Source organism: Providencia sp. 2.29, from assembly GCF_015832305.1.
GTDB lineage: Bacteria > Pseudomonadota > Gammaproteobacteria > Enterobacterales > Enterobacteriaceae > Providencia > Providencia stuartii.
On record NZ_CP065420.1, the window covers coordinates 1,092,166 to 1,115,687 of the forward strand.

General features: G+C 52.5%; 24 protein-coding genes. 14 read left to right on the forward strand and 10 right to left on the reverse strand.

Annotated features, from left to right (window positions below):
• The first annotated feature begins 187 nt into the window (after positions 1 to 187).
• From I3B46_RS04810 to I3B46_RS04830, 5 genes are all read left to right on the forward strand, one after another.
• Positions 188 to 1,729 carry an IS91-like element ISCR1 family transposase gene (locus I3B46_RS04810; protein ID WP_000050481.1) on the forward strand — a complete coding sequence of 514 codons (1,542 nt, stop codon included), beginning with the start codon at positions 188 to 190 and terminating at the stop codon, positions 1,727 to 1,729.
• A gap of 263 nt (positions 1,730 to 1,992) precedes the next feature.
• Complete coding sequence (locus tag I3B46_RS04815) at positions 1,993 to 2,649, forward strand: quinolone resistance pentapeptide repeat protein QnrA1 (RefSeq protein ID WP_012579084.1); 657 nt, start codon at positions 1,993 to 1,995, stop codon at positions 2,647 to 2,649.
• 124 nt (positions 2,650 to 2,773) lie between these two features.
• Positions 2,774 to 3,478, forward strand: coding sequence for an IS6-like element IS26 family transposase (locus I3B46_RS04820; RefSeq protein WP_001067855.1), 705 nt, complete (start codon positions 2,774 to 2,776; stop codon positions 3,476 to 3,478).
• A gap of 449 nt (positions 3,479 to 3,927) precedes the next feature.
• Positions 3,928 to 5,403, forward strand: coding sequence for an ABC-F type ribosomal protection protein Msr(E) (gene msr(E) / locus I3B46_RS04825; protein WP_000052512.1), 1,476 nt, complete (start codon positions 3,928 to 3,930; stop codon positions 5,401 to 5,403).
• A 55-nt stretch (positions 5,404 to 5,458) separates the two neighbouring features.
• The gene (locus I3B46_RS04830; RefSeq protein WP_000155092.1) at positions 5,459 to 6,343 is read left to right on the forward strand and encodes an Mph(E) family macrolide 2'-phosphotransferase; all 885 of its coding nucleotides are present in this window, start codon (positions 5,459 to 5,461) and stop codon (positions 6,341 to 6,343) included.
• 189 nt (positions 6,344 to 6,532) lie between these two features.
• Here the strand turns inward: I3B46_RS04830 and I3B46_RS04835 are convergent, their stop codons facing one another.
• Positions 6,533 to 6,889: a helix-turn-helix domain-containing protein gene (locus tag I3B46_RS04835; protein ID WP_260280703.1), complete on the reverse strand. Its 357-nt coding sequence runs from the start codon at positions 6,887 to 6,889 to the stop codon at positions 6,533 to 6,535.
• On the opposite strand from I3B46_RS04835, the gene I3B46_RS04840 reads away from it, so the two are divergent.
• Positions 6,880 to 7,584 (forward strand): IS6-like element IS26 family transposase, encoded by a 705-nt coding sequence (locus tag I3B46_RS04840; RefSeq protein WP_001067855.1) that lies wholly within the window; start codon positions 6,880 to 6,882, stop codon positions 7,582 to 7,584. The genes I3B46_RS04835 and I3B46_RS04840 overlap by 10 nt on opposite strands.
• A 189-nt stretch (positions 7,585 to 7,773) precedes the next feature.
• Here I3B46_RS04840 and aph(3')-Ia read toward each other — a convergent pair whose 3' ends face one another.
• Complete coding sequence (gene aph(3')-Ia / locus I3B46_RS04845; protein WP_000018329.1) at positions 7,774 to 8,589, reverse strand: aminoglycoside O-phosphotransferase APH(3')-Ia; 816 nt, start codon at positions 8,587 to 8,589, stop codon at positions 7,774 to 7,776.
• A 150-nt stretch (positions 8,590 to 8,739) separates the two neighbouring features.
• On the opposite strand from aph(3')-Ia, the gene I3B46_RS04850 reads away from it, so the two are divergent.
• From I3B46_RS04850 to I3B46_RS04860, 3 genes are read left to right on the forward strand one after another with little or no spacing between them, the layout of a single operon-like run.
• Positions 8,740 to 9,444 (forward strand): IS6-like element IS26 family transposase, encoded by a 705-nt coding sequence (locus tag I3B46_RS04850; protein ID WP_001067855.1) that lies wholly within the window; start codon positions 8,740 to 8,742, stop codon positions 9,442 to 9,444.
• Positions 9,445 to 9,449: 5 nt separating this feature from the next.
• Complete coding sequence (locus I3B46_RS04855) at positions 9,450 to 9,932, forward strand: Mu transposase C-terminal domain-containing protein (RefSeq protein WP_001044207.1); 483 nt, start codon at positions 9,450 to 9,452, stop codon at positions 9,930 to 9,932.
• A gap of 2 nt (positions 9,933 to 9,934) precedes the next feature.
• A complete protein-coding gene (locus I3B46_RS04860; protein ID WP_000344784.1) occupies positions 9,935 to 10,795 on the forward strand; it encodes a TniB family NTP-binding protein in 861 nt (286 codons plus the stop codon).
• A 50-nt stretch (positions 10,796 to 10,845) separates the two neighbouring features.
• Here the strand turns inward: I3B46_RS04860 and I3B46_RS04865 are convergent, their stop codons facing one another.
• Positions 10,846 to 12,390 carry an IS3 family transposase gene (locus I3B46_RS04865; protein ID WP_000287615.1) on the reverse strand — a complete coding sequence of 515 codons (1,545 nt, stop codon included), beginning with the start codon at positions 12,388 to 12,390 and terminating at the stop codon, positions 10,846 to 10,848.
• A 122-nt stretch (positions 12,391 to 12,512) separates the two neighbouring features.
• On the opposite strand from I3B46_RS04865, the gene istA reads away from it, so the two are divergent.
• Together istA and istB are read left to right on the forward strand one after the other, a co-directional pair.
• The gene (istA, locus tag I3B46_RS04870; RefSeq protein ID WP_001324342.1) at positions 12,513 to 14,036 is read left to right on the forward strand and encodes an IS21-like element IS1326 family transposase; all 1,524 of its coding nucleotides are present in this window, start codon (positions 12,513 to 12,515) and stop codon (positions 14,034 to 14,036) included.
• Positions 14,023 to 14,808 carry an IS21-like element IS1326 family helper ATPase IstB gene (gene istB, locus I3B46_RS04875; protein ID WP_000983249.1) on the forward strand — a complete coding sequence of 262 codons (786 nt, stop codon included), beginning with the start codon at positions 14,023 to 14,025 and terminating at the stop codon, positions 14,806 to 14,808. The genes istA and istB overlap by 14 nt, the downstream gene beginning before the upstream one ends.
• A gap of 534 nt (positions 14,809 to 15,342) precedes the next feature.
• On the opposite strand, the gene I3B46_RS04880 is transcribed toward istB, so the two are convergent.
• The 3 genes from I3B46_RS04880 to I3B46_RS04890 all read right to left on the reverse strand — a co-directional run bounded on the left by I3B46_RS04880 (position 15,343) and on the right by I3B46_RS04890 (position 17,139).
• Positions 15,343 to 15,843 (reverse strand): GNAT family N-acetyltransferase, encoded by a 501-nt coding sequence (locus tag I3B46_RS04880; protein WP_000376623.1) that lies wholly within the window; start codon positions 15,841 to 15,843, stop codon positions 15,343 to 15,345.
• A gap of 127 nt (positions 15,844 to 15,970) precedes the next feature.
• Positions 15,971 to 16,810 carry a sulfonamide-resistant dihydropteroate synthase Sul1 gene (gene sul1 / locus I3B46_RS04885; RefSeq protein WP_000259031.1) on the reverse strand — a complete coding sequence of 280 codons (840 nt, stop codon included), beginning with the start codon at positions 16,808 to 16,810 and terminating at the stop codon, positions 15,971 to 15,973.
• Positions 16,804 to 17,139: a DMT family transporter gene (locus I3B46_RS04890; protein WP_052238321.1), complete on the reverse strand. Its 336-nt coding sequence runs from the start codon at positions 17,137 to 17,139 to the stop codon at positions 16,804 to 16,806. Before I3B46_RS04890 ends, sul1 (I3B46_RS04885) begins: the two co-directional genes overlap by 7 nt.
• Here I3B46_RS04890 and hypA point away from each other — a divergent pair.
• On the forward strand, positions 17,032 to 17,397 hold the full coding sequence (gene hypA / locus I3B46_RS04895) for a hydrogenase maturation nickel metallochaperone HypA (protein ID WP_025999322.1): 366 nt from the start codon (positions 17,032 to 17,034) through the stop codon (positions 17,395 to 17,397). The genes I3B46_RS04890 and hypA overlap by 108 nt on opposite strands.
• 3 nt (positions 17,398 to 17,400) lie before the next feature.
• Here hypA and ampR read toward each other — a convergent pair whose 3' ends face one another.
• Positions 17,401 to 18,276, reverse strand: a complete 876-nt coding sequence (gene ampR, locus I3B46_RS04900; RefSeq protein WP_004193231.1) for a LysR family transcriptional regulator AmpR — start codon at positions 18,274 to 18,276, stop codon at positions 17,401 to 17,403.
• A gap of 110 nt (positions 18,277 to 18,386) precedes the next feature.
• On the opposite strand from ampR, the gene I3B46_RS04905 reads away from it, so the two are divergent.
• Entirely contained in the window at positions 18,387 to 19,526 is a 1,140-nt protein-coding gene (locus I3B46_RS04905) for an extended-spectrum class C beta-lactamase DHA-1 (protein WP_004236386.1), read from the forward strand.
• Between the two features lie 194 nt (positions 19,527 to 19,720).
• The gene (locus I3B46_RS04910) at positions 19,721 to 20,161 is read left to right on the forward strand and encodes a hypothetical protein (protein WP_223672965.1); all 441 of its coding nucleotides are present in this window, start codon (positions 19,721 to 19,723) and stop codon (positions 20,159 to 20,161) included.
• 177 nt (positions 20,162 to 20,338) lie between these two features.
• Here I3B46_RS04910 and I3B46_RS04915 read toward each other — a convergent pair whose 3' ends face one another.
• From I3B46_RS04915 to I3B46_RS04925, 3 genes are all read right to left on the reverse strand, one after another.
• Positions 20,339 to 21,880 carry an IS91-like element ISCR1 family transposase gene (locus I3B46_RS04915; RefSeq protein WP_000050481.1) on the reverse strand — a complete coding sequence of 514 codons (1,542 nt, stop codon included), beginning with the start codon at positions 21,878 to 21,880 and terminating at the stop codon, positions 20,339 to 20,341.
• Between the two features lie 404 nt (positions 21,881 to 22,284).
• Entirely contained in the window at positions 22,285 to 23,124 is an 840-nt protein-coding gene (sul1, locus tag I3B46_RS04920; protein WP_000259031.1) for a sulfonamide-resistant dihydropteroate synthase Sul1, read from the reverse strand.
• Positions 23,118 to 23,465 (reverse strand): quaternary ammonium compound efflux SMR transporter QacE delta 1, encoded by a 348-nt coding sequence (locus I3B46_RS04925; RefSeq protein WP_000679427.1) that lies wholly within the window; start codon positions 23,463 to 23,465, stop codon positions 23,118 to 23,120. The genes sul1 (I3B46_RS04920) and I3B46_RS04925 overlap by 7 nt, the downstream gene beginning before the upstream one ends.
• Between the last annotated feature and the right edge of the window lie 57 nt (positions 23,466 to 23,522).

Below are 23,522 nucleotides of genomic sequence, written 5' to 3' on the forward strand. Positions count from 1 at the left end.
TCAGTATTGTGATTGGTGGAGCAATAGCACCCTGAACCCAAAACCTTCTCGCTCAACCGGTAGTGGCTGATAACAACTCGTGAGGGCTATTGCGGGTTAAGCATTTAGCGATGTCTAGGGCCAGACTGGACGTCTGAACGCAAGCCGCTGATACTGTACATAACCACAGTATCAGCGGAGGATACCCATGTCGCTGGCAAGGAACGCCACGGCGAGTCAATCGCCCACTCAAACAAACGGTTACGAACGCCACCAACCCGACCAGACGCTGCTCTACCAGCTGGTTGAGCAGCACTACCCAGCCTTCAAAGCCTCACTCGAAGCCCAAGGTCAACACCTGCCTCGCTACATCCAACAAGAATTCAACGACCTCCTCCAATGTGGCCGTCTGGAGTATGGTTTCATGCGGGTTCGCTGCGAGGATTGTCATCACGAGCGTCTGGTCGCCTTCAGCTGTAAACGACGCGGCTTTTGCCCTAGCTGCGGTGCCCGCCGGATGGCCGAGAGTGCGGCGCTGCTGATAGACGAAGTCTTCCCCAAGGAGCCCATTCGCCAGTGGGTGCTCAGCTTTCCTTTCCAGCTACGCTTTTTGCTGGCTCGCCATCCCCAGCTGATGGGCCAGGTCTTGAGTATCGTCTATCGTACACTCTCAACTCATCTGATCAAAAAAGCCGGTTACACCAAAGCCTCTGCACAAACTGGCTCAGTGACTCTTATCCAACGCTTTGGCTCCGCGCTAAATCTCAATGTCCACTACCACATGCTGTTTCTCGATGGTGTCTATGCCGAAGATGACTATGGCAAGCAACGCTTCCATCGTGTCAAGGCACCCACTTACGATGAGCTGAATACGCTCGCTCACACCCTCAGCCATCGCATCGCTCGCTGCATGGAAAAGCGTGGGATTTTGGAGCGTGATGCCGAGAATACGTGGTTGACACTGGAAGAGGGCGAAGACGATACGCTGACTCAATTACATGGTGCTTCGGTTACGTATCGCATTGCCGTCGGCCCCCAGCAAGGGCGCAAAGTCTTCACCCTGCAAACCTTGCCAGGGCGTGAGGATAAAGCCGACTCAAGCAGTCGAGTAGCCAACCATGCTGGTTTCTCGCTACACGCCGGTGTGATGGCCGAAGCGCATCAGCGGGATAAGCTTGAGCGCTTGTGTCGCTACATTAGTCGGCCAGCGGTTTCAGAAAAACGTCTGGCATTAACCGCCAATGGGCAGGTGCGTTACGAGCTCAAAACTCCGTACCGCAATGGCACCACCCATGTGATCTTCGAGCCGCTGGACTTCATCGCCAAACTCGCTGCGTTGGTACCTAAGCCGCGAGTCAACCTCACACGCTTCCACGGCGTCTTTGCACCGAACAGCAAACACCGAGTTCAAGTAACACCCGCCAAGCGGGGCAAGAAGCCCGACAAATCGGAAGGTCTCGATACTAACTGGCGTGACAAGAGTCCTGCAGAGCGCCACCGCGCCATGACCTGGATGCAACGCCTCAAGCGAGTCTTCAATATTGATATTGAAGTCTGCGAACACTGCGGCGGTCACGTCAAAGTGATTGCCAGCATCGAAGATCCGAAGGTCATTGAGCAGATTCTCAAGCATCTGAAACAGAAAACAGCCAAGGCGAATGCCGCCAAGCAGCGTGAGCTGCCACCAGAACGAGCGCCGCCACTGACTCCCAGCCTGTTCGATCCATCACAGAGTCGTCTCTTTGACTGACGACCCCAAATCCAACACTGCTCAACACTGCCAACTTTTAAACGGGGCGGTGGGGCAGTTTGTATCTCTCGAGCTATCAGGCTAGAGATTTTACCGCCAAATCGAACCTTATTAGAGCGGTTTAGGCTGGACCGGCAGTTAAAATTGGGGCTTGAGCGGTAAACGAGTGAGGGAATTTCAGGTAAGATACTTCGGATGAGGAGCAAAAAGGTGGTTTATACTTCCTATACCCGTTAGCACCCTCCCTGATTAAAGGAAGCCGTATGGATATTATTGATAAAGTTTTTCAGCAAGAGGATTTCTCACGCCAGGATTTGAGTGACAGCCGTTTTCGCCGCTGCCGCTTTTATCAGTGTGACTTCAGCCACTGTCAGCTGCAGGATGCCAGTTTCGAGGATTGCAGTTTCATTGAAAGCGGCGCCGTTGAAGGGTGTCACTTCAGCTATGCCGATCTGCGCGATGCCAGTTTCAAGGCCTGCCGTCTGTCTTTGGCCAACTTCAGCGGTGCCAACTGCTTTGGCATAGAGTTCAGGGAGTGCGATCTCAAGGGCGCCAACTTTTCCCGGGCCCGCTTCTACAATCAAGTCAGCCATAAGATGTACTTCTGCTCGGCTTATATCTCAGGTTGCAACCTGGCCTATACCAACTTGAGTGGCCAATGCCTGGAAAAATGCGAGCTGTTTGAAAACAACTGGAGCAATGCCAATCTCAGCGGCGCTTCCTTGATGGGCTCAGATCTCAGCCGCGGCACCTTCTCCCGCGACTGTTGGCAACAGGTCAATCTGCGGGGCTGTGACCTGACCTTTGCCGATCTGGATGGGCTCGACCCCAGACGGGTCAACCTCGAAGGAGTCAAGATCTGTGCCTGGCAACAGGAGCAACTGCTGGAACCCTTGGGAGTAATAGTGCTGCCGGATTAGCTCGAATGCAAACACAAGAGGCAAATATCACTTGAGTTCCGCGCTACAACAAGGCAGATTCGGCACTGTTGCAAATAGTCGGTGGTGATAAACTTATCATCCCCTTTTGCTGATGGAGCTGCACATGAACCCATTCAAAGGCCGGCATTTTCAGCGTGACATCATTCTGTGGGCCGTACGCTGGTACTGCAAATACGGCATCAGTTACCGTGAGCTGCAGGAGATGCTGGCTGAACGCGGAGTGAATGTCGATCACTCCACGATTTACCGCTGGGTTCAGCGTTATGCGCCTGAAATGGAAAAACGGCTGCGCTGGTACTGGCGTAACCCTTCCGATCTTTGCCCGTGGCACATGGATGAAACCTACGTGAAGGTCAATGGCCGCTGGGCGTATCTGTACCGGGCCGTCGACAGCCGGGGCCGCACTGTCGATTTTTATCTCTCCTCCCGTCGTAACAGCAAAGCTGCATACCGGTTTCTGGGTAAAATCCTCAACAACGTGAAGAAGTGGCAGATCCCGCGATTCATCAACACGGATAAAGCGCCCGCCTATGGTCGCGCGCTTGCTCTGCTCAAACGCGAAGGCCGGTGCCCGTCTGACGTTGAACACCGACAGATTAAGTACCGGAACAACGTGATTGAATGCGATCATGGCAAACTGAAACGGATAATCGGCGCCACGCTGGGATTTAAATCCATGAAGACGGCTTACGCCACCATCAAAGGTATTGAGGTGATGCGTGCACTACGCAAAGGCCAGGCCTCAGCATTTTATTATGGTGATCCCCTGGGCGAAATGCGCCTGGTAAGCAGAGTTTTTGAAATGTAAGGCCTTTGAATAAGACAAAAGGCTGCCTCATCGCTAACTTTGCAACAGTGCCTAAAATAAGCCTTATATCCAAGCATAAAACAAGGTTGTCTAGACTTCTTTTAACAGTAAAGTTATCATAAAACTGAATTTTATTTTTTAGGTAAGTTTATGCATTCTATCCGCATTCGTTAAGACACAACTATTTGCATAGTGACACTATTTTATAATGGTGGGCTTTTGTTGTGTCTTTAAGAATATATGCGGATATATAAAGTAAAAGTATGCTTAATTTATAAGTATGCTTTTAGTGCATAGTTTCCAGTTATAACTTAATTGACTAGCTATTTGTCCACCCTGTGGATGAATAGCTTTTTTTTTGGGAGGACACTGTGATGCTAGCTTTTGTTTTCACCTAAATCCTGTTTGCTGCATAAAAAATTTCAAGAGCTAAACAGGAGTAAATAAAAATGAGTTTAATTATTAAAGCGAGAAACATACGCTTGGATTATGCTGGGCGTGATGTTTTGGATATTGATGAATTGGAAATTCACTCTTATGACCGTATTGGTCTTGTGGGTGATAACGGAGCAGGAAAGAGTAGTTTACTCAAAGTACTTAATGGCGAAATTGTTTTAGCCGAAGCGACATTACAGCGTTTTGGTGATTTTGCACATATCAGCCAACTGGGCGGAATCGAAATAGAAACGGTCGAAGACCGGGCAATGTTATCTCGCCTTGGTGTTTCCAATGTACAAAACGACACAATGAGTGGCGGAGAGGAAACTCGTGCAAAAATTGCTGCCGCATTTTCCCAACAAGTACATGGCATTCTAGCGGATGAACCAACCAGCCACCTTGATCTCAATGGAATAGATCTACTTATTGGTCAACTTAAAGCATTTGATGGAGCATTACTTGTTATCAGTCATGACCGATATTTTCTTGATATGGTTGTAGACAAGATATGGGAGTTAAAAGACGGTAAAATTACGGAATATTGGGGTGGTTACTCGGATTACTTGCGTCAAAAAGAAGAAGAGCGACAACACCAAGCCGTAGAATATGAGCTGATGATGAAGGAACGGGAGCGATTAGAATCTGCTGTGCAAGAAAAACGCCAGCAAGCTAATCGATTAGACAATAAGAAAAAAGGAGAAAAATCCAAAAACTCTACCGAAAGTGCTGGACGACTTGGGCATGCAAAAATGACTGGCACCAAGCAAAGAAAACTGTATCAGGCAGCTAAGAGTATGGAAAAGCGTTTGGCTGCATTAGAAGATATTCAAGCACCAGAGCATTTGCGTTCTATTCGTTTTCGTCAAAGTTCAGCCCTAGAACTGCACAATAAGTTCCCGATTACGGCAGATGGTCTGAGCTTAAAATTTGGTAGCCGTACTATCTTTGATGACGCTAACTTTATAATACCGCTTGGCGCTAAAGTCGCTATAACTGGATCGAATGGAACAGGGAAAACGTCCTTGTTAAAAATGATATCAGAACGTGCTGATGGATTAACCATATCTCCAAAAGCTGAAATTGGCTACTTTACACAAACAGGATATAAATTTAACACGCATAAATCTGTGCTCTCCTTTATGCAGGAAGAGTGCGAGTACACAGTTGCGGAAATTCGTGCAGTATTGGCTTCAATGGGGATCGGAGCGAATGATATTCAAAAAAACTTATCCGACTTATCGGGAGGTGAAATCATCAAACTGCTTTTATCCAAAATGCTTTTAGGAAAATATAATATTTTGCTTATGGATGAACCAGGAAACTATCTTGACCTAAAAAGTATTGCCGCATTAGAAACAATGATGAAGTCCTATGCAGGAACTATTATCTTCGTATCTCATGACAAGCAATTGGTCGATAATATTGCTGACATTATCTACGAGATCAAAGACCACAAAATCATCAAGACTTTTGAGAGAGATTGTTAATGATAGCCAATCTAATCCGAACATTAATTATTGAACTCTTTAAAGGAAATTAAAAATGACAATTCAAGATATTCAATCACTTGCTGAAGCACACGGCTTGTTGCTTACGGACAAAATGAATTTCAATGAAATGGGCATTGATTTTAAGGTCGTTTTTGCTCTTGATACAAAGGGGCAACAATGGTTGCTGCGTATTCCTCGTCGTGATGGCATGAGGGAACAAATCAAGAAAGAAAAACGCATTTTAGAATTGGTAAAAAAACATCTTTCTGTAGAGGTTCCTGATTGGAGAATTTCATCTACAGAATTAGTGGCTTATCCCATACTTAAAGATAATCCTGTTTTAAATTTGGATGCTGAAACCTATGAAATAATTTGGAATATGGACAAAGATAGCCCGAAATACATAACATCTTTGGCAAAAACCTTATTTGAAATCCATAGTATTCCTGAAAAAGAAGTTCGGGAAAATGATTTGAAAATTATGAAACCTTCAGATTTAAGACCTGAAATAGCAAACAATTTGCAGTTAGTAAAATCTGAAATTGGTATAAGTGAGCAATTGGAAACCCGCTACAGAAAATGGTTGGATAATGATGTTCTATGGGCAGATTTCACCCAATTTATACATGGCGATTTATATGCTGGGCATGTACTAGCTTCAAAGGATGGAGCTGTTTCAGGCGTTATTGATTGGTCAACAGCCCATATAGATGACCCAGCGATTGATTTTGCTGGGCATGTAACTTTGTTTGGAGAAGAAAGCCTCAAAACTCTAATCATCGAGTATGAAAAACTAGGGGGTAAAGTTTGGAATAAACTATATGAACAGACTTTAGAAAGAGCAGCGGCCTCTCCTTTGATGTATGGTTTATTTGCCTTAGAAACTCAAAATGAAAGCCTTATCGTTGGAGCAAAAGCTCAGTTGGGAGTTATATAATTTAAAAATATGATTGCTGAGAACTGCCTTGTTTTGAAACTTGGTTGGCTTTAATTAGTTTTTAGTATTCTTTATAGAAAATGCCTCGATCAAGGGGCATTTCTAACAATCATTTAACATAAAATTTCTTATGTGAAGTAACCTGAATGCAGCGGTGCCCCATTGGGGGCGCGTTGAGATAAGCCTCTTTTAGATAACTTTAGCAACTCGATAGACAGTTGCAACTCCACAATTCACTGCTTTGGCAATTTCTTCCTTAGTCATATTGCCAACTACTAGCAATTCTTTTATTCGTTTATGTTTAGCCTCATTTGCCTTCTTGCCTGTTGGTTTGTAACCCGAACGTGCCAGGCCCTGCTTAATACGTTCTATACGTTTCTCATTGTCTAGGCGGGCCATTGTTGCCAGAAGATCAATCAACATATTGTTGATGAGTTCCAAGATTGAATGAGTAATGCTGTCACTGGTTTGAAGGCACTGTTGCAAATAGTCGGTGGTGATAAACTTATCATCCCCTTTTGCTGATGGAGCTGCACATGAACCCATTCAAAGGCCGGCATTTTCAGCGTGACATCATTCTGTGGGCCGTACGCTGGTACTGCAAATACGGCATCAGTTACCGTGAGCTGCAGGAGATGCTGGCTGAACGCGGAGTGAATGTCGATCACTCCACGATTTACCGCTGGGTTCAGCGTTATGCGCCTGAAATGGAAAAACGGCTGCGCTGGTACTGGCGTAACCCTTCCGATCTTTGCCCGTGGCACATGGATGAAACCTACGTGAAGGTCAATGGCCGCTGGGCGTATCTGTACCGGGCCGTCGACAGCCGGGGCCGCACTGTCGATTTTTATCTCTCCTCCCGTCGTAACAGCAAAGCTGCATACCGGTTTCTGGGTAAAATCCTCAACAACGTGAAGAAGTGGCAGATCCCGCGATTCATCAACACGGATAAAGCGCCCGCCTATGGTCGCGCGCTTGCTCTGCTCAAACGCGAAGGCCGGTGCCCGTCTGACGTTGAACACCGACAGATTAAGTACCGGAACAACGTGATTGAATGCGATCATGGCAAACTGAAACGGATAATCGGCGCCACGCTGGGATTTAAATCCATGAAGACGGCTTACGCCACCATCAAAGGTATTGAGGTGATGCGTGCACTACGCAAAGGCCAGGCCTCAGCATTTTATTATGGTGATCCCCTGGGCGAAATGCGCCTGGTAAGCAGAGTTTTTGAAATGTAAGGCCTTTGAATAAGACAAAAGGCTGCCTCATCGCTAACTTTGCAACAGTGCCAATTTATGAGTAAAGGATTATGTCCACGATAAGCACCTGGGTCGATTCCTGGGAGGCGGCCATGAGGGTAGGGAAGCGCCGTCCCGTCAAGTCAGCGTAATGCTCTGCCAGTGTTACAACCAATTAACCAATTCTGATTAGAAAAACTCATCGAGCATCAAATGAAACTGCAATTTATTCATATCAGGATTATCAATACCATATTTTTGAAAAAGCCGTTTCTGTAATGAAGGAGAAAACTCACCGAGGCAGTTCCATAGGATGGCAAGATCCTGGTATCGGTCTGCGATTCCGACTCGTCCAACATCAATACAACCTATTAATTTCCCCTCGTCAAAAATAAGGTTATCAAGTGAGAAATCACCATGAGTGACGACTGAATCCGGTGAGAATGGCAAAAGCTTATGCATTTCTTTCCAGACTTGTTCAACAGGCCAGCCATTACGCTCGTCATCAAAATCACTCGCATCAACCAAACCGTTATTCATTCGTGATTGCGCCTGAGCGAGACGAAATACGCGATCGCTGTTAAAAGGACAATTACAAACAGGAATCGAATGCAACCGGCGCAGGAACACTGCCAGCGCATCAACAATATTTTCACCTGAATCAGGATATTCTTCTAATACCTGGAATGCTGTTTTCCCGGGGATCGCAGTGGTGAGTAACCATGCATCATCAGGAGTACGGATAAAATGCTTGATGGTCGGAAGAGGCATAAATTCCGTCAGCCAGTTTAGTCTGACCATCTCATCTGTAACATCATTGGCAACGCTACCTTTGCCATGTTTCAGAAACAACTCTGGCGCATCGGGCTTCCCATACAATCGATAGATTGTCGCACCTGATTGCCCGACATTATCGCGAGCCCATTTATACCCATATAAATCAGCATCCATGTTGGAATTTAATCGCGGCCTCGAGCAAGACGTTTCCCGTTGAATATGGCTCATAACACCCCTTGTATTACTGTTTATGTAAGCAGACAGTTTTATTGTTCATGATGATATATTTTTATCTTGTGCAATGTAACATCAGAGGGCACTGTTGCAAATAGTCGGTGGTGATAAACTTATCATCCCCTTTTGCTGATGGAGCTGCACATGAACCCATTCAAAGGCCGGCATTTTCAGCGTGACATCATTCTGTGGGCCGTACGCTGGTACTGCAAATACGGCATCAGTTACCGTGAGCTGCAGGAGATGCTGGCTGAACGCGGAGTGAATGTCGATCACTCCACGATTTACCGCTGGGTTCAGCGTTATGCGCCTGAAATGGAAAAACGGCTGCGCTGGTACTGGCGTAACCCTTCCGATCTTTGCCCGTGGCACATGGATGAAACCTACGTGAAGGTCAATGGCCGCTGGGCGTATCTGTACCGGGCCGTCGACAGCCGGGGCCGCACTGTCGATTTTTATCTCTCCTCCCGTCGTAACAGCAAAGCTGCATACCGGTTTCTGGGTAAAATCCTCAACAACGTGAAGAAGTGGCAGATCCCGCGATTCATCAACACGGATAAAGCGCCCGCCTATGGTCGCGCGCTTGCTCTGCTCAAACGCGAAGGCCGGTGCCCGTCTGACGTTGAACACCGACAGATTAAGTACCGGAACAACGTGATTGAATGCGATCATGGCAAACTGAAACGGATAATCGGCGCCACGCTGGGATTTAAATCCATGAAGACGGCTTACGCCACCATCAAAGGTATTGAGGTGATGCGTGCACTACGCAAAGGCCAGGCCTCAGCATTTTATTATGGTGATCCCCTGGGCGAAATGCGCCTGGTAAGCAGAGTTTTTGAAATGTAAGGCCTTTGAATAAGACAAAAGGCTGCCTCATCGCTAACTTTGCAACAGTGCCCGCCGATGCGCTCAAGCCGTGGATTGCGCGGCGTGAACGCTGGCCGTCCTTTCTGATCCGGCGCGATCCGCGCGACATCAGCCGTATCTGGGTCCTGGAACCGGAGGGACAGCATTACCTGGAAATTCCCTACCGTACCTTGTCGCATCCGGCTGTCACCCTCTGGGAACAACGGCAGGCGCTGGCGAAACTGCGGCAGCAAGGGCGCGAACAGGTGGATGAGTCGGCGCTGTTCCGCATGATCGGCCAGATGCGTGAGATTGTGACCAGCGCGCAGAAGGCCACACGCAAGGCGCGGCGTGACGCGGATCGCCGCCAGCACCTCAAGACATCAGCTCGGCCGGACAAGCCCGTTCCGCCGGATACGGATATTGCCGACCCGCAGGCAGACAACTTGCCACCCGCCAAACCGTTCGACCAGATTGAGGAGTGGTAGCCGTGGACGAATATCCCATCATCGACCTGTCCCACCTGCTGCCGGCGGCCCAGGGCTTGGCCCGTCTTCCGGCGGACGAGCGCATCCAGCGCCTTCGCGCCGACCGCTGGATCGGCTATCCGCGCGCAGTCGAGGCGCTGAACCGGCTGGAAGCCCTTTATGCGTGGCCAAACAAGCAACGCATGCCCAACCTGCTGCTGGTTGGCCCGACCAACAATGGCAAGTCGATGATCGTCGAGAAGTTCCGCCGCACCCACCCGGCCAGCTCCGACGCCGACCAGGAGCACATCCCGGTGTTGGTCGTGCAGATGCCGTCCGAGCCGTCCGTGATCCGCTTCTACGTCGCGCTGCTCGCCGCGATGGGCGCGCCGCTGCGCCCACGCCCACGGTTGCCGGAAATGGAGCAACTGGCTCTGGCACTGCTGCGCAAGGTCGGCGTGCGCATGCTGGTGATCGACGAGCTGCACAACGTGCTGGCCGGCAACAGCGTCAACCGCCGGGAATTCCTCAACCTGCTGCGCTTCCTCGGCAACGAACTGCGCATCCCGTTGGTTGGGGTAGGCACGCGCGACGCCTACCTAGCCATCCGCTCCGATGACCAGTTGGAAAATCGCTTCGAGCCGATGATGCTGCCGGTATGGGAGGCCAACGACGATTGCTGCTCACTGCTGGCCAGCTTCGCCGCTTCGCTCCCGCTGCGCCGGCCTTCCCCAATTGCCACGCTGGACATGGCTCGCTACCTGCTCACACGCAGCGAGGGCACCATAGGGGAACTGGCGCACTTGCTGATGGCGGCGGCCATCGTCGCCGTGGAGAGCGGCGAGGAAGCGATCAACCATCGCACACTCAGCATGGCCTGTTGAGTTGCATCTAAAATTGACCCACTGGGGGTGCGGACGATTTCTTGGACGGTTTATACGGACATCAATCCGACCGCATGACGATACTCGATGGGACTACGCCCGCCAAGCGACACTTTGATGCGGCGCTCGTTGTACCAGTGGATATAGGCATCGATTCGCGTCATGAGGTCTTTCAGCGTCACGTGCTGCCAATTCCTCGGGTAGATTAGTTCGGTCTTCAATCGTCCGAAAAAGCCCTCGCATGCAGCATTGTCTGGCGAGCAGCCCTTTTTGGACATCGACCGCGTTAATTGGGCATTTTCAGTGCGGCGGATCCACGCAGGCCAGCGATAATGCGAGCCCCTGTCCGAATGGATAACCGGATGCTCACCGGGTCGCAGTGTCCGTACCGCGTGATCCAGCATGGTATTGACCAGGTTCGCATCCGGGCTGGTGCCGATATTCCAGGCCACCACCAGCCCATCGAAGCAATCGACGATCGGCGAGACGTAGACCTTCCCTGCCGGAATGTGTATTTCCGTCAGATCGGTCAACCATTTCGTATTCGGCGCCGACGCGTGAAAGTCGCGATTCAGCAGATTCGGGACCGCTGGTGTCGGGTCGCCAGCATACGCCGAGAAGCGCCGGCGGCGCGGTGTTCTCACGACCAGACGCTCTTGCGCCATCAAGCGACGCACGACCTTCTCGGACACACGCATGCCACCAAGGCGCAAGGCACTATCAATGCGTCGATAGCCATAGCAGCGGTAGTTGTCCTCGAAGATAGTCCGAATGACCTCACGCACCTGCGTGTACTTGTCGGGCCGCGTCTGCCGCAGGCGTTGATAGAAGTATGTGCTGCGCGCCAGCTTCAGGCCGCACAACAGATTGGCTAATGGAAACGTGACTCTGAGGGCATCAACCACCTTCGTTTTTTCTCGGCTTGTCAGTTCGAGGGGGTTGATGCCCATGTCTTTTTTTATCAATTCACTCGCCTTCTCCAGAATTGCATTCTCCATGCGAAGCCGCTGGTTCTGGCTCTCCAGTTCGGCCAGTTCCCTGAGTAGTGCCTCATGCCGCTGCTCGAGCGAGGTGTCACCTTTCTTCTTTGTCATGGGTTTTAGGGGCACTTTGCCAAGTAATCGATGCTGCCAGTTATACAACGTTGGTCGCGATACACCGACAGTGTCGGCCACATCCTTTGCCGAACCTACGCGCAGGTTCAGTGCAATGACGGCTTGCTGCTTCTCGAGGCGAGAGCGGGCGACTGTGGGAGCGCTGCTGCCGACGACCGTCCTAGCGAATTCAGGGCGTAAATCACGGATCCAGGCACGCAAGGCCTCGCGGCTTGGGTAGCCCAGGCTTCGGATTGTGTGACTCAGGCAGTAGCCTTGTTCGATATAGTGATCTACTGCCCGTTGCTTTTGCTCATCGGTGTACTGCCGTTTTATCCGTTGATAGCCTCGGCGAAGATCCTGATTCCGTTCGAATTCTGCCAACCAGGCCTTCAGCGAGTTCTTGGTGGGGTATCCCAGCTGCCGTAGTGTGGCGCTCATCCGGCGCCCAAGCTTCAGGTACAACCTCACGGCTCGAAGGCGATCTTCATACGAATACATGAACTACTCCTAAAGTAGTCCAAGATTTTGTCCGCACCCCAACTTAGGGTAAAGATTTGCGTCGAAATTTGACCCACGTATGACACTGTTTCCCGTCTGGATATGGCGGGAGAAATCAAGGAGTGATAAACGTGGCGATATTGAGCGCAATTCGACGCTGGCATTTTCGCGATGGTGCGTCGATTCGGGAAATAGCCCGACGAAGCGGCCTGTCCAGGAACACCGTTCGCAAGTATTTGCAAAGCAAGGTGGTTGAACCGCAGTACCCAGCGCGAGACAGCGTTGGCAAGTTAAGTCCTTTTGAGCCCAAGTTAAGGCAGTGGCTCTCCACCGAGCACAAAAAGACAAAGAAGCTGCGCAGAAACCTGCGCAGCATGTACCGGGATTTGGTCGCTTTGGGCTTTACCGGGTCTTATGACCGAGTGTGTGCCTTTGCCCGACAGTGGAAAGATTCCGAACAGTTCAAGGCGCAAACCTCGGGCAAGGGTTGTTTCATCCCCTTGCGCTTTGCTTGTGGCGAAGCCTTCCAATTCGATTGGAGTGAGGACTTTGCCCGCATAGCGGGCAAACAGGTCAAACTTCAGATTGCCCAGTTTAAGTTGGCCCACAGCCGGGCCTTTGTGCTTCGGGCTTACTACCAGCAAAAACATGAAATGCTGTTTGATGCCCACTGGCATGCCTTTCAAATCTTCGGTGGCATTCCCAAGCGCGGCATCTACGACAACATGAAGACCGCTGTGGATTCGGTGGGGCGTGGCAAAGAGCGCAGGGTCAATCAGCGGTTCACTGCCATGGTCAGCCACTACCTGTTTGATGCGCAGTTCTGTAATCCAGCATCGGGTTGGGAGAAAGGCCAGATTGAGAAGAACGTGCAGGATTCCCGCCAACGCCTGTGGCAAGGGGCACCAGACTTTCAAAGCCTTGCTGATTTGAATGTGTGGCTTGAGCATCGCTGCAAAGCGCTGTGGTCTGAGCTGCGCCACCCCGAATTGGACCAAACCGTGCAAGAGGCCTTTGCCGATGAACAAGGCGAGTTGATGGCGCTACCCAATGCCTTTGATGCATTCGTGGAGCAAACCAAGCGAGTCACTTCAACCTGCCTTGTTCACCACGAGGGCAATCGCTACAGCGTTCCTGCCAGTTACGCCAACAGGGCCATCAGCCTTCGGATTTATGCAGACAAGCTGGTGATGGCTGCCGAAGGCCAACACATTGCCGAGCATCCAAGATTGTTTGGCAGTGGCCACGCTCGGCGTGGCCACACACAATACGACTGGCACCATTACTTGTCTGTGCTTCAGAAGAAACCTGGGGCGTTGCGCAATGGTGCGCCATTTGCTGAATTGCCACCCGCGTTCAAGAAGCTTCAATCCATCTTGCTGCAACGCCCCGGCGGTGACCGTGACATGGTGGAAATTCTGGCCCTTGTATTGCACCACGATGAAGGTGCGGTACTCAGTGCTGTGGAATTGGCATTGGAGTGTGGCAAGCCATCGAAGGAGCATGTGCTTAATCTGTTGGGACGTTTGACCGAAGAACCTCCACCCAAACCGATTCCAATTCCCAAGGGGTTAAGGCTGACATTGGAACCACAGGCCAACGTGAACCGCTATGACAGTTTAAGGAGAGCCCATGATGCAGCATGAAGGCCATGTGAGAATCCTCAAATCCTTGAAACTCTTTGGCATGGCACACGCCATTGAGGAGTTGGGCAATCAGAATTCACCAGCATTTAATCAAGCCTTGCCCATGCTGGACAGCTTGATTAAAGCTGAAGTGGCAGAGCGTGAAGTACGTTCGGTGAACTATCAATTGCGGGTGGCCAAGTTCCCCGTGTATCGGGACTTGGTGGGCTTTGACTTCAGTCAAAGCCTGGTTAATGAGGCCACGGTCAAACAATTGCACCGGTGCGACTTCATGGAACAAGCCCAGAACGTGGTGCTGATTGGTGGGCCAGGCACAGGCAAGACTCACCTGGCCACAGCCATTGGTACACAAGCAGTGATGCACTTGAACCGACGGGTGCGTTTCTTCTCCACCGTGGATTTGGTCAATGCACTGGAGCAAGAGAAATCATCTGGGCGTCAGGGACAAATCGCAAACCGTCTGTTGTATGCCGATTTGGTGATTCTGGATGAGCTGGGATATTTGCCTTTTAGCCAAACCGGTGGGGCACTGCTGTTTCACCTGCTCTCAAAGCTGTACGAAAAAACCAGCGTGATACTGACCACCAACTTGAGCTTCTCGGAATGGAGCCGAGTGTTTGGCGATGAAAAGATGACAACAGCGTTGTTGGACCGACTAACCCACCACTGCCACATCCTGGAAACCGGCAATGAAAGTTACCGCTTCAAACACAGTTCAACTCAGAATAAGCAGGAGGAAAAACAGACCCGCAAACTGAAAATCGAGACATAATTCTGACAACAAGGGGTGGGTCAAAATTCAATGCAAATCCCGGGTCAAATTTGGGTGCAAATCAACAGCGTGGGTTTGATCACGTGTCGAAACCCTGGCGTACCCCACCAACATGCTGTTCTCCTCTCAAAACACTTAGAAACGTAGATCGGTGAGAGATCGGAAGCGAGAGGCAGTTTTGAGAGACCTTCAACCTTCGGCAGACTGTCGGCTTTGGTATCTCTCATAAACGGATGTTTTTGAGAGAACTATCTTCGGCCTTCACACGCACGAAAGGCGGCGAAGCTCCGCCGTTAATCCGTCCGCCGGAGATCTCGCCCAGGCAGGCTGAAGGCCGAGCAAGCCTGACAGGCCCGAAAAGCCCGGCACGGGCGTCGGCGGCGATGACGGCGGCGGCATTATCCAGGGTTGATGATGGAAGTGGAGGATATCGACAACCTCTCGCGCAACCAAGACATCGCGGTCGGACTGCAAGTGATCTTGAAGCCACGGGCCCGTCCCACCCCGACATGGACCTCGATGCCCGAACGGACGTTAGATTTCGAGTTCTAGGCGTTCTGCGATGAAGGTTGGATCCCAGCCGGGATTGAAAGTGTCGACGTGGGTGAATCCGAGCCGCTCGTATAGGCCACGCAGGTTCGGGTGGCAGTCGAGCCGCAGCTTGGCGCACCCCTGCGTTCGCGCGGCATGGCGGCAAGCCTCGATCAGCGCGGAGCTGACACCCCGGCCCGCATGTGTCCGTCGCACCGCGAGCTTGTGCAGATATGCGGCCTCCCCCTTGAGGGCGTCGGGCCAGAACTCGGGATCCTCGGCCGACAAGGTGCAACAGCCGACGATGCCGTCGCTGCAACTCGCGACTAGGAGCTCGGATCTCAGGACGAAGGTCTCCGCGAATGTCCGGTCGATCCGCGCGACGTCCCAGGCGGGCGTTCCCTTGGCGGACATCCACGCCGCAGCGTCGTGCATCAGCCGCACAACCTCGTCGATATCACCCGAGCAGGCGACCCGAACGTTCGGAGGCTCCTCGCTGTCCATTCGCTCCCCTGGCGCGGTATGAACCGCCGCCTCATAGTGCAGTTTGATCCTGACGAGCCCAGCATGTCTGCGCCCACCTTCGCGGAACCTGACCAGGGTCCGCTAGCGGGCGGCCGGAAGGTGAATGCTAGGCATGATCTAACCCTCGGTCTCTGGCGTCGCGACTGCGAAATTTCGCGAGGGTTTCCGAGAAGGTGATTGCGCTTCGCAGATCTCCAGGCGCGTGGGTGCGGACGTAGTCAGCGCCATTGCCGATCGCGTGAAGTTCCGCCGCAAGGCTCGCTGGACCCAGATCCTTTACAGGAAGGCCAACGGTGGCGCCCAAGAAGGATTTCCGCGACACCGAGACCAATAGCGGAAGCCCCAACGCCGACTTCAGCTTTTGAAGGTTCGACAGCACGTGCAGCGATGTTTCCGGTGCGGGGCTCAAGAAAAATCCCATCCCCGGATCGAGGATGAGCCGGTCGGCAGCGACCCCGCTCCGTCGCAAGGCGGAAACCCGCGCCTCGAAGAACCGCACAATCTCGTCGAGCGCGTCTTCGGGTCGAAGGTGACCGGTGCGGGTGGCGATGCCATCCCGCTGCGCTGAGTGCATAACCACCAGCCTGCAGTCCGCCTCAGCAATATCGGGATAGAGCGCAGGGTCAGGAAATCCTTGGATATCGTTCAGGTAGCCCACGCCGCGCTTGAGCGCATAGCGCTGGGTTTCCGGTTGGAAGCTGTCGATTGAAACACGGTGCATCTGATCGGACAGGGCGTCTAAGAGCGGCGCAATACGTCTGATCTCATCGGCCGGCGATACAGGCCTCGCGTCCGGATGGCTGGCGGCCGGTCCGACATCCACGACGTCTGATCCGACTCGCAGCATTTCGATCGCCGCGGTGACAGCGCCGGCGGGGTCTAGCCGCCGGCTCTCATCGAAGAAGGAGTCCTCGGTGAGATTCAGAATGCCGAACACCGTCACCATGGCGTCGGCCTCCGCAGCGACTTCCACGATGGGGATCGGGCGAGCAAAAAGGCAGCAATTATGAGCCCCATACCTACAAAGCCCCACGCATCAAGCTTTTGCCCATGAAGCAACCAGGCAATGGCTGTAATTATGACGACGCCGAGTCCCGACCAGACTGCATAAGCAACACCGACAGGGATGGATTTCAGAACCAGAGAAAGAAAATAAAATGCGATGCCATAACCGATTATGACAACGGCGGAAGGGGCAAGCTTAGTAAAGCCCTCGGTGCGGCGGACATTATCCGCGAACAGGCTGAACAGCACGGCATTGCGCGGGTAACGGATGTCTGGCTGGAAGTCGGCGCACTGGCGGATGTTGAGGAGAGTGCACTGCATTTCTGTTTTGATATCGCCTGCCGTGATACCGTGGCGCAGGGCTGCACACTGCATATTGATGTTATCCCGGCACAGGCATGGTGCTGGGATTGCAGCCGTGAGGCCGAAATCATGCAGCACGCCGGATGCTGTCCGCACTGCGGCAGTGAACGGCTGCGCATCAGTGAAGGTGATGATTTGCGGGTAAAAAGCCTGGAAGGTGAGTGAGTTTTACGCCGCCGCCGTATTCAGCAGCCAGCGGGCGAATTGCTGCATGGCCGGGGTTTCCGTACGGGACTGTAACCGCGTCAGCCAGTAGCCGCCGAGGGTGATTTCTGCGGCAAACGGCTGTACCAGTGCGCCTGACTGTAACAGGCGGCTGAACATACATACCGGTGCGATCGCTACCCCGGCACCCAGTTGTGCCGCCTCGGCCATGGCCAGTGAGGTATCGAACACCATTACCGGCTGTGACGGGGAAGGCGGTGTGCCGCCCGCACAATCCAGCCAGCGGCTCCATTCATCCCGGCGGAATGAGCGCAGCAGGGTAAAGCGGTGAACATCATCCGGCTGCTGTAACTGTTCTGCAATGGCCGGTGAGCACAGCGGAGCGTGTGGTGCACTGAAAATCAGTTCCGCATCTGACTCATGCCACGCGCCGTTACCGAAACGGATCGTATAATCATGCCCTTCCGCCGCCGGGTCCACATGATTGTTATGGGTGGAGATATGCAGATCAATATGCGGATGGCTGTCATAGAATCCGGCCAGACGCGGCAGCAGCCAGCCTGCGGCAAATGTTCCCACCGCACCGACTTTCACCCGCTCACGGAACTGCCCGTGAGAAAAACACTCCAGAGTATCCGCAATCCGGTCAAACGCCTCATTGAGCACCGGCAGTAATCCCTCACCTTCATGGGTCAGCACCAGCCCGCGCGAGACGCGGGTAAACAGCACACAGCCGAGTTGTTCTTCCAGCGCCCTGACCTGCTGGCTGACGGCGGCATGGGTGACATTCAGCTCAATCGCCGCGCGGGTAAAACTGAGATGACGGGCGGCGGCCTCAAAGGCGCGCAGCGGGTTAAGGGGGAGATAACGTCTGACCATAATCCACCTGTAAGTTTTTCTTTAGGCTCTTGTTATAAATAACCGTTTGTTCTGTCCGGTGAATCTGACTATACTTGCCGCCGTTACTCACACACGGAAGGTTAATTCTGATGAAAAAATCGTTATCTGCAACACTGATTTCCGCTCTGCTGGCGTTTTCCGCCCCGGGGTTTTCTGCCGCTGATAATGTCGCGGCGGTGGTGGACAGCACCATTAAACCGCTGATGGCACAGCAGGATATTCCCGGGATGGCGGTTGCCGTCTCCGTAAAGGGTAAGCCCTATTATTTCAATTATGGTTTTGCCGATATTCAGGCAAAACAGCCGGTCACTGAAAATACACTATTTGAGCTCGGATCTGTAAGTAAAACTTTCACAGGTGTGCTGGGTGCGGTTTCTGTGGCGAAAAAAGAGATGGCGCTGAATGATCCGGCGGCAAAATACCAGCCGGAGCTGGCTCTGCCGCAGTGGAAGGGGATCACATTGCTGGATCTGGCTACCTATACCGCAGGCGGACTGCCGTTACAGGTGCCGGATGCGGTAAAAAGCCGTGCGGATCTGCTGAATTTCTATCAGCAGTGGCAGCCGTCCCGGAAACCGGGCGATATGCGTCTGTATGCAAACAGCAGTATCGGCCTGTTTGGTGCTCTGACCGCAAACGCGGCGGGGATGCCGTATGAGCAGTTGCTGACTGCACGGATCCTGGCACCGCTGGGGTTATCTCACACCTTTATTACTGTGCCGGAAAGTGCGCAAAGCCAGTATGCGTACGGTTATAAAAACAAAAAACCGGTCCGCGTGTCGCCGGGACAGCTTGATGCGGAATCTTACGGCGTGAAATCCGCCTCAAAAGATATGCTGCGCTGGGCGGAAATGAATATGGAGCCGTCACGGGCCGGTAATGCGGATCTGGAAATGGCAATGTATCTCGCCCAGACCCGCTACTATAAAACCGCCGCGATTAACCAGGGGCTGGGCTGGGAAATGTATGACTGGCCGCAGCAGAAAGATATGATCATTAACGGTGTGACCAACGAGGTCGCATTGCAGCCGCATCCGGTAACAGACAACCAGGTTCAGCCGTATAACCGTGCTTCCTGGGTGCATAAAACGGGCGCAACAACTGGTTTCGGCGCCTATGTCGCCTTTATTCCGGAAAAACAGGTGGCGATTGTGATTCTGGCGAATAAAAACTACCCGAATACCGAAAGAGTCAAAGCTGCACAGGCTATTTTGAGTGCACTGGAATAATTTTTTTCCTGAACAGGCCCCTGCGGATACGCCGGGGCCGTAATTTAAGATTATTCCTTATGCAATAATTTGCTTTATGGGCTGTTTTATGGAGGATGAGAGTATCGGGCACTGACAGCTTCCGGCTGAACCGGATTTCACTGTGTGCTGCGGCAAACTGATGTCAGTCTCAACACACAGAGGAAAATGTTGTCATGGACGTTCTGCGTTTTATCCTCCGCTTACCTTTTATTTTGCTGCGTCTGGCGGCTCGCAGTCTTGTTTATCTCTTTACTCTGCTGGGTTTTCTGCTGCGCCCGTTCACCGGACGGATCCGCTGGGCGGTGCCGGGCTGGGTGACCTTTGCCGGTAATCAGCTTGCCCGGCTGGAGCGGGGGGGCAACCGCTATCCGAAAACCATATCTGCCTTATTATTACTGACTGCTGCGGTGGCAGCGGGCAGTTATTACACCTGGCACTGGTATCAGAACAAACCGAAGCCGGTGGATGTTGCGCCGCTGGTGGTGCAGGATATTTCCGCGTCTGTGCAGCGCCCTTCGGCGGTTAATTATAACCGTGATGATAATTCAGCGCAGATTGTGGGTATAGGAAGTATAAACCACCTTTTTGCTCCTCATCCGAAGTATCTTACCTGAAATTCCCTCACTCGTTTACCGCTCAAGCCCCAATTTTAACTGCCGGTCCAGCCTAAACCGCTCTAATAAGGTTCGATTTGGCGGTAAAATCTCTAGCCTGATAGCTCGAGAGATACAAACTGCCCCACCGCCCCGTTTAAAAGTTGGCAGTGTTGAGCAGTGTTGGATTTGGGGTCGTCAGTCAAAGAGACGACTCTGTGATGGATCGAACAGGCTGGGAGTCAGTGGCGGCGCTCGTTCTGGTGGCAGCTCACGCTGCTTGGCGGCATTCGCCTTGGCTGTTTTCTGTTTCAGATGCTTGAGAATCTGCTCAATGACCTTCGGATCTTCGATGCTGGCAATCACTTTGACGTGACCGCCGCAGTGTTCGCAGACTTCAATATCAATATTGAAGACTCGCTTGAGGCGTTGCATCCAGGTCATGGCGCGGTGGCGCTCTGCAGGACTCTTGTCACGCCAGTTAGTATCGAGACCTTCCGATTTGTCGGGCTTCTTGCCCCGCTTGGCGGGTGTTACTTGAACTCGGTGTTTGCTGTTCGGTGCAAAGACGCCGTGGAAGCGTGTGAGGTTGACTCGCGGCTTAGGTACCAACGCAGCGAGTTTGGCGATGAAGTCCAGCGGCTCGAAGATCACATGGGTGGTGCCATTGCGGTACGGAGTTTTGAGCTCGTAACGCACCTGCCCATTGGCGGTTAATGCCAGACGTTTTTCTGAAACCGCTGGCCGACTAATGTAGCGACACAAGCGCTCAAGCTTATCCCGCTGATGCGCTTCGGCCATCACACCGGCGTGTAGCGAGAAACCAGCATGGTTGGCTACTCGACTGCTTGAGTCGGCTTTATCCTCACGCCCTGGCAAGGTTTGCAGGGTGAAGACTTTGCGCCCTTGCTGGGGGCCGACGGCAATGCGATACGTAACCGAAGCACCATGTAATTGAGTCAGCGTATCGTCTTCGCCCTCTTCCAGTGTCAACCACGTATTCTCGGCATCACGCTCCAAAATCCCACGCTTTTCCATGCAGCGAGCGATGCGATGGCTGAGGGTGTGAGCGAGCGTATTCAGCTCATCGTAAGTGGGTGCCTTGACACGATGGAAGCGTTGCTTGCCATAGTCATCTTCGGCATAGACACCATCGAGAAACAGCATGTGGTAGTGGACATTGAGATTTAGCGCGGAGCCAAAGCGTTGGATAAGAGTCACTGAGCCAGTTTGTGCAGAGGCTTTGGTGTAACCGGCTTTTTTGATCAGATGAGTTGAGAGTGTACGATAGACGATACTCAAGACCTGGCCCATCAGCTGGGGATGGCGAGCCAGCAAAAAGCGTAGCTGGAAAGGAAAGCTGAGCACCCACTGGCGAATGGGCTCCTTGGGGAAGACTTCGTCTATCAGCAGCGCCGCACTCTCGGCCATCCGGCGGGCACCGCAGCTAGGGCAAAAGCCGCGTCGTTTACAGCTGAAGGCGACCAGACGCTCGTGATGACAATCCTCGCAGCGAACCCGCATGAAACCATACTCCAGACGGCCACATTGGAGGAGGTCGTTGAATTCTTGTTGGATGTAGCGAGGCAGGTGTTGACCTTGGGCTTCGAGTGAGGCTTTGAAGGCTGGGTAGTGCTGCTCAACCAGCTGGTAGAGCAGCGTCTGGTCGGGTTGGTGGCGTTCGTAACCGTTTGTTTGAGTGGGCGATTGACTCGCCGTGGCGTTCCTTGCCAGCGACATGGGTATCCTCCGCTGATACTGTGGTTATGTACAGTATCAGCGGCTTGCGTTCAGACGTCCAGTCTGGCCCTAGACATCGCTAAATGCTTAACCCGCAATAGCCCTCACGAGTTGTTATCAGCCACTACCGGTTGAGCGAGAAGGTTTTGGGTTCAGGGTGCTATTGCTCCACCAATCACAATACTGAAGCCCCAACTGTTATCAGTTGGGGCTTTTTCTTGTCTGTTTGCGGCGGTTGCGTTTTATCGGTAGTCGTCGAGCTCTGCACCATCCCACATAAGAGCTTAACGGTGCGATCTTCAACGCCATCACACAAAACTTTCTTTTTCACGCACAGTCAACTTATTGGATGTTTTATTAACAACCCAAAAGGAGATATTTAGCGGGCGGCCGGAAGGTGAATGCTAGGCATGATCTAACCCTCGGTCTCTGGCGTCGCGACTGCGAAATTTCGCGAGGGTTTCCGAGAAGGTGATTGCGCTTCGCAGATCTCCAGGCGCGTGGGTGCGGACGTAGTCAGCGCCATTGCCGATCGCGTGAAGTTCCGCCGCAAGGCTCGCTGGACCCAGATCCTTTACAGGAAGGCCAACGGTGGCGCCCAAGAAGGATTTCCGCGACACCGAGACCAATAGCGGAAGCCCCAACGCCGACTTCAGCTTTTGAAGGTTCGACAGCACGTGCAGCGATGTTTCCGGTGCGGGGCTCAAGAAAAATCCCATCCCCGGATCGAGGATGAGCCGGTCGGCAGCGACCCCGCTCCGTCGCAAGGCGGAAACCCGCGCCTCGAAGAACCGCACAATCTCGTCGAGCGCGTCTTCGGGTCGAAGGTGACCGGTGCGGGTGGCGATGCCATCCCGCTGCGCTGAGTGCATAACCACCAGCCTGCAGTCCGCCTCAGCAATATCGGGATAGAGCGCAGGGTCAGGAAATCCTTGGATATCGTTCAGGTAGCCCACGCCGCGCTTGAGCGCATAGCGCTGGGTTTCCGGTTGGAAGCTGTCGATTGAAACACGGTGCATCTGATCGGACAGGGCGTCTAAGAGCGGCGCAATACGTCTGATCTCATCGGCCGGCGATACAGGCCTCGCGTCCGGATGGCTGGCGGCCGGTCCGACATCCACGACGTCTGATCCGACTCGCAGCATTTCGATCGCCGCGGTGACAGCGCCGGCGGGGTCTAGCCGCCGGCTCTCATCGAAGAAGGAGTCCTCGGTGAGATTCAGAATGCCGAACACCGTCACCATGGCGTCGGCCTCCGCAGCGACTTCCACGATGGGGATCGGGCGAGCAAAAAGGCAGCAATTATGAGCCCCATACCTACAAAGCCCCACGCATCAAGCTTTTGCCCATGAAGCAACCAGGCAATGGCTGTAATTATGACGACGCCGAGTCCCGACCAGACTGCATAAGCAACACCGACAGGGATGGATTTCAGAACCAGAGAAAGAAAATAAAATGCGATGCCATAACCGATTATGACAACGGCGGAAGGGGCAAGCTTAGTAAAGCCCTCGCTAGATTTTAATGCGGATGTTGCGATTACTTCGCCAACTATTGCGATAACAAGAAAAAGCCAGCCTTTCATGATATATCTCCCAATTTGTGTAGGGCTTATTATGCACGCTTAAAAATAATAAAAGCA

What these genes read in the sequence shown, in the direction of transcription:
- I3B46_RS04810 (WP_000050481.1), top strand. Translation starts at nt 188, where the DNA reads ATGTCGCTGGCAAGGAACGCCACGGCGAGTCAATCGCCCACTCAAACA.
- I3B46_RS04815 (WP_012579084.1), top strand. Translation starts at nt 1,993, where the DNA reads ATGGATATTATTGATAAAGTTTTTCAGCAAGAGGATTTCTCACGCCAG.
- I3B46_RS04820 (WP_001067855.1), top strand. Translation starts at nt 2,774, where the DNA reads ATGAACCCATTCAAAGGCCGGCATTTTCAGCGTGACATCATTCTGTGG.
- I3B46_RS04830 (WP_000155092.1), top strand. Translation starts at nt 5,459, where the DNA reads ATGACAATTCAAGATATTCAATCACTTGCTGAAGCACACGGCTTGTTG.
- I3B46_RS04840 (WP_001067855.1), top strand. Translation starts at nt 6,880, where the DNA reads ATGAACCCATTCAAAGGCCGGCATTTTCAGCGTGACATCATTCTGTGG.
- I3B46_RS04835 (WP_260280703.1), bottom strand. Translation starts at nt 6,889, where the DNA reads ATGGGTTCATGTGCAGCTCCATCAGCAAAAGGGGATGATAAGTTTATC.
- I3B46_RS04850 (WP_001067855.1), top strand. Translation starts at nt 8,740, where the DNA reads ATGAACCCATTCAAAGGCCGGCATTTTCAGCGTGACATCATTCTGTGG.
- I3B46_RS04865 (WP_000287615.1), bottom strand. Translation starts at nt 12,390, where the DNA reads ATGTATTCGTATGAAGATCGCCTTCGAGCCGTGAGGTTGTACCTGAAG.
- istB (WP_000983249.1), top strand. Translation starts at nt 14,023, where the DNA reads ATGATGCAGCATGAAGGCCATGTGAGAATCCTCAAATCCTTGAAACTC.
- I3B46_RS04880 (WP_000376623.1), bottom strand. Translation starts at nt 15,843, where the DNA reads ATGGACAGCGAGGAGCCTCCGAACGTTCGGGTCGCCTGCTCGGGTGAT.
- sul1 (WP_000259031.1), bottom strand. Translation starts at nt 16,810, where the DNA reads ATGGTGACGGTGTTCGGCATTCTGAATCTCACCGAGGACTCCTTCTTC.
- ampR (WP_004193231.1), bottom strand. Translation starts at nt 18,276, where the DNA reads ATGGTCAGACGTTATCTCCCCCTTAACCCGCTGCGCGCCTTTGAGGCC.
- I3B46_RS04905 (WP_004236386.1), top strand. Translation starts at nt 18,387, where the DNA reads ATGAAAAAATCGTTATCTGCAACACTGATTTCCGCTCTGCTGGCGTTT.
- I3B46_RS04910 (WP_223672965.1), top strand. Translation starts at nt 19,721, where the DNA reads ATGGACGTTCTGCGTTTTATCCTCCGCTTACCTTTTATTTTGCTGCGT.
- I3B46_RS04915 (WP_000050481.1), bottom strand. Translation starts at nt 21,880, where the DNA reads ATGTCGCTGGCAAGGAACGCCACGGCGAGTCAATCGCCCACTCAAACA.
- sul1 (WP_000259031.1), bottom strand. Translation starts at nt 23,124, where the DNA reads ATGGTGACGGTGTTCGGCATTCTGAATCTCACCGAGGACTCCTTCTTC.
- I3B46_RS04925 (WP_000679427.1), bottom strand. Translation starts at nt 23,465, where the DNA reads ATGAAAGGCTGGCTTTTTCTTGTTATCGCAATAGTTGGCGAAGTAATC.